Annotated in this window: 3 protein-coding genes and 1 riboswitch; all 3 genes read right to left on the bottom strand. The window is 74.0% G+C overall.

The genetic code is table 11. The annotated features are described in order from the left end of the window. On the bottom strand, positions 1–715 hold a 715-nt coding region (locus VIM26_RS01835), incomplete at its 3' end, for a bifunctional diaminohydroxyphosphoribosylaminopyrimidine deaminase/5-amino-6-(5-phosphoribosylamino)uracil reductase RibD (RefSeq protein WP_414696428.1). 167 nt (positions 716–882) lie between these two features. Then, positions 883–1,024: riboswitch (FMN riboswitch) on the bottom strand. Positions 1,025–1,483: 459 nt separating this feature from the next. After that, positions 1,484–2,152 (bottom strand): ribulose-phosphate 3-epimerase, encoded by a 669-nt coding sequence (gene rpe / locus VIM26_RS01830; protein WP_331948610.1) that lies wholly within the window; start codon positions 2,150–2,152, stop codon positions 1,484–1,486. Between the two features lie 650 nt (positions 2,153–2,802). Continuing rightward, a complete protein-coding gene (locus tag VIM26_RS01825; protein ID WP_331948612.1) occupies positions 2,803–4,407 on the bottom strand; it encodes an RsmB/NOP family class I SAM-dependent RNA methyltransferase in 1,605 nt (534 codons plus the stop codon). Between the last annotated feature and the right edge of the window lie 3 nt (positions 4,408–4,410).

Below are 4,410 nucleotides of genomic sequence, written 5' to 3'. Positions count from 1 at the left end.
CGTCGAGGCTCGTGGCGAGCTTGAGGGTGACGAAGGGGCGCCGGCGGTCGACCGCGGCGAGCCACCGCTGCAGCAGCTCGCGGCTCTCCGCCTCCCGCAGGCCGAAGTCCACGTCGACGCCGGCAGCCCGCAGCCGGGCCGCTCCCCCGGACGCGACGGGGTTCGGGTCGCGGACGGCCACCACGACCCGGGCGATCCCGGCGTCGAGCAGCGCCTGCGCGCACGGTCCGGTGCGGCCGGTGTGGTTGCACGGCTCGAGGGTGACCACCGCGGTCGCGCCGCGGACGTCGATCCCGGCCGCGCGGGCCACGGCGAGCGCCGACGCCTCGGCGTGCGGGGTGCCCGCTCCCGCGTGCCAGCCCTCGGCGAGGACGTGGCGGAGGCCGTCGGGCAGCGGGCCGCTACGCAGCGTCCCGTCGGGCAACATCCCGTCGCGATGCGCGCCGTCGGACAGCGCGCCGTTGGGCACGCCGTCGGACAGCGCGCCGTTGGACAGCGCCCCGTCGCGCGCGCCGTCGGACAGCGCGCCGTTGGACTGCGTCCCGTCGCGCGCGCCGTCGGACAGCGCGCCGTTGGACTGCGTCCCGTCGTGCAGCGCGCCGTCGGACCGGGGCGGGGCGAGCAGCACGCAGCCGACGCGGGGGTTCGGCCCGTTGGCGGGGCCACGCAGGGCGAGCTCGAGCGCGCGATCCATCGCGGCGAGCTCGCTCATCATCGTGGGCGCCCGGGTGGACGTCCTGCGGGGCGCGTCCTCGCGCATCTCCGCGTGCTCCGTGGCCATGCCAGCCTCCCCGTGCCTGAAGCTCCGGGGTAGGAAGGCGCCGCGCCCTCGAATGAGCGCGCGTCACCAAACGGAGTCCACGGCCGAGGCCGCGCACACCGTCACGTACTTCCTCCCATCCGGACTTTCACCGTCGGTCCTGGAGTTTCACCAGATCAACCGCGGTCAGCCCTGGACAGGGCCTCGCGCGGGTCGCGGACTATCACCGCCGGCTCGGAATTACACCGACCCCGGAGCACGTGTTGTGTTCTTCTCAACGATCATGCCACACCCCCTCATTCCCCCCACCCGAGTGACGCACCCCACCCCACCCCAGCGCAGCCACCCGCGCCCGCGGCCACGCCCGCGGCCAGGCGGCCAGCCGGCCAGGCGGCCAGGCGGCCAGGCGGCCAGGCGGCCCCCTGATCCGCAGAATGCGCACATCCGTGCTCGATGCGCACATCCGATGTGCGCAGAAGACACCGATGTGCGCAGTCTGTGGCCGGACGCTCGATCCGCTGGCGGAGGCGGGTGCGGCGCAGGCCGACCCGGCCGCCGACGCCGAACGGGTCGGCCCAGACCGTCAGCCGCCGCGAATTCCGCAGACTGCGCACATCGGTGTCCGATGCGCACATCCGATGTGCGCAGAAGACACGGATGTGCGCAGTCTGCGGCTGGTTCCGATCTCTGCGGCCGTTTCCGGGCTCTGGGGTGAGCTCGGGGTCAGTGGGAGTGGGGGGTGGCGTTGGCCAGGGTGCGGAGGGATTCGATCTCGGCGGCGGGGTTGTCGGCGCCGTAGACGGCCGAGCCGGCGACGAAGACGTTCGCGCCGGCGTCGGCGATGCGTTCGATGGTGGTGCGCGAGACGCCGCCGTCGACCTGGACCCAGACGTCGAGGCCGGCCTCGCTGATCGCGGCCCGGGCGCGTCGGATCTTGGGCAGGGTGCCCTCGATGAACGACTGGCCGCCGAAGCCGGGCTCGACCGTCATCACGAGCAGCATGTCGATCTCGGAGAGCAAGTCCAGGAACGGCTCGACCGGCGTCGCGGGCTTCAGCGCGAGCCCCGCCCGTGCGCCGAGCCGGCGCAGCTCGCGCGCGAGACGAACGGGAGCCTGCGCCGCCTCGGCGTGGAACGTGACCGACGCCGCACCCGCCTCCGCGAAGCCGGGCGCCCACCGGTCCGGGTTCTCGATCATCAGATGCGTGTCGATCGGGATCGGGCAGACCTGAACGAGCCGCTCGACCACCGACAGCCCGATGGTCAGGTTCGGCACGAAGTGGTTGTCCATCACGTCGACGTGCGCGTAGTCCGCGTTCGCGATGACCCCCAGGTCACGCTCGAGGTTCGCGAAGTCGGCGGACAGAATGCTCGGGTTGATCAGGACGCCCATGGGGGTCACCGTACCGGCGCCGGCGCGAGGGCCCGCGCACGGGCCTCCTCGCGGGATTTACCTGCCAAGTCCCCGCGCCGGGTTCACCGAGCCATATTCCCTCGCCGGCTTCACCGGTCGAGGTCCCGAGCGGGGGTCCACCGGTCGAGGTTCCCGCACCGGCTTCTCGGTCGAGCTCCCCGCGTGGGGTTCGCCCGCCGCGTCGAGGCTGACGAAATCCCCGAGCGAATCCGTCCGTGCGGACCATGGTGCGGATGGGGCTCCTGGGACGCCCGGATGGCCGATCCGAGTTCACTCCTGCACCACCACTCCCATGCTCCGCACCGACGGATCCGCTTGGTATCCCCAGTCGCGCGAGCGCGCACGTCCGGCGAAGCGCTCGGCTCGGCGTCGCTTCCGCTCCGGCGGCTCAGCACTCGCCGAGCGCCGAGTGTTCAGCTCGGCGCTCAGCACTCGCAGCTCGGCGCTCGGCGCTCGGCGCTCAGCGCTCCGCTCTGTGCGCTCCGCTCTGTGCATCGCTCAGTGCAGCCGATCTGCACCAGGGGTGCACATTCGCTGCACTGAGCGATTCACTGAGCGATGCACTGAGCACTGGAAGCCAGCAGTGTCAGGCCCGCCGCGCAAGCAGCGTCCAGGCGATACCGGAGCGGTCAGGCCTTGCGGCGCAGCAGCGTCAGGTGCATCGCGTCGGTGCCGTGCACGTGCGGCCAGAGCTGGACGTCGTGCCGGTCCCCGAGCGGGATGTCGTCCCCGGCCACCGCACGCACGCTCTCGCGGGCGTCGAGCACCTCGACGTCGTCGCGCTTGCGGAGCACGTCCTTGACGACCAGCTGCGTCTCGGCGAGGTGCGGGGAGCAGGTCACGTAGGCGACCACGCCACCGGGCCGCACCGCGTCGAGCGCGGAGGTCAGCAGCTCGCGCTGCAGGGTCCCGAGCTGGGCGAGGTCCGACGGCGTCCGGCGCCAGCGCGCCTCCGGCCGGCGGCGCAGCGCCCCGAGCCCGGTGCACGGCGCGTCCACCAGCACGCGGTCGTACGCCCCGGGCTCGTCCTGCCCGACGACGCGCCCGTCCCCGGCCCGCACGTCCTCGATCGCGTCCAGCGGCACGGCCGAGAGCGCGTTGGCGACCAGCCGCACGCGGTGCGGGAGCACCTCGTTCGCGACCAGTCGCGCGCCGCGCTCGTACGCGAGGGCGCCGAGCAGGGCGGCCTTGCCACCCGGTCCGGCGCACAGGTCGAGCCAGCGCTCATCGCGACCACCGTCGAGCGGGGCGGCGGCCAGCGCGAGGGTGACCAGCTGGCTGCCCTCGTCCTGGACCCCGGCCCGGCCGTCCCGGACGGCAGGGACCATGCCCGGGTCCCCGCCGCTGAGCACGACGGCGGTCGACGTCCAGCGCCCGGTCGTGCCGGCACCGCGGGTCTGGTCGACCAGGTCCGCGAGGTCCACCAGCCCCGGTCGCGCGACCAAGGTCACCTGCGGGGCGACGTTGTTGGCGCGCAGCACGTCCCCGAGCTCGCTCGAATCGAGACCGTTGCCGACGAGCGCCTCGCGGAACGCGCGGGTGATCCACACCGGATGGCTCTCGGTCACCGCGAGGCGCGCGACGGCGTCGTCCCCAGCGGGGTCCGCGGCCTCGCCGATCTTCTCGAGCCACGTGTCGAGCGACTCGCGCCCGACCGCGCGCAGCACCGCGTTGACGAACTGACCGCTGCCGACGCCGGTGCGCTCGCGGGCCAGGCCCACGGTCTCCGAGACGGCGGCGTGCGCTGGCACCCGCATGCCGAGCAGCTGGTGCGCGCCGATCCGGAGCAGGTCCAGGACCGCGGCCTCGATCTTGTCGAGCTTGCGGGCCGCGCAGATCTCGATGATCGCGTCGTACCGTCCGCGCAGCCGCAGCGTGCCGTAGGCCAGCTCGGTCGCGAACGCGGCGTCGCGGCCCGAGATCCCCCGGTCCCGGAGCATGGGGGGCAGCACGAGGTTCGCGTAGGAGTCCGAGTCCTCGACGTCGCGCAGCACGTCGAACGCGGCGCTCCGGGCGAGGTCGGTGCCGCGGCGCCGGTCGGTCGGCGCGGCGGCGGTGCGGTGCCCCGCCGAGGCCGACCGGGCGGACCCGCGCTCGTGGCCGCGGGCGTCGCGTCGGTCCGCGCTGTCCGGCCGGCGGGTGCCGTCCGGGCGGGCGGGGCTGTCCGGTCGCGCGTTGTCGGACCGGCCGGCGGAGCTGCGGCTGCCGCGACGCGAGCTGTCCCGACGGTGCAGCTC

Source organism: Pengzhenrongella sp. (genome assembly GCF_036565025.1).
Lineage (GTDB): Bacteria > Actinomycetota > Actinomycetes > Actinomycetales > Cellulomonadaceae > Pengzhenrongella.
The sequence above is the reverse complement of the archived record's forward strand: the minus strand, read 5'-3'. Positions and strand labels throughout refer to the sequence as shown.

Excerpts from the sequence above, each read along its gene's own strand:
- rpe (WP_331948610.1), bottom strand. The coding sequence starts at position 2,152 with ATGGGCGTCCTGATCAACCCGAGCATTCTGTCCGCCGACTTCGCGAAC.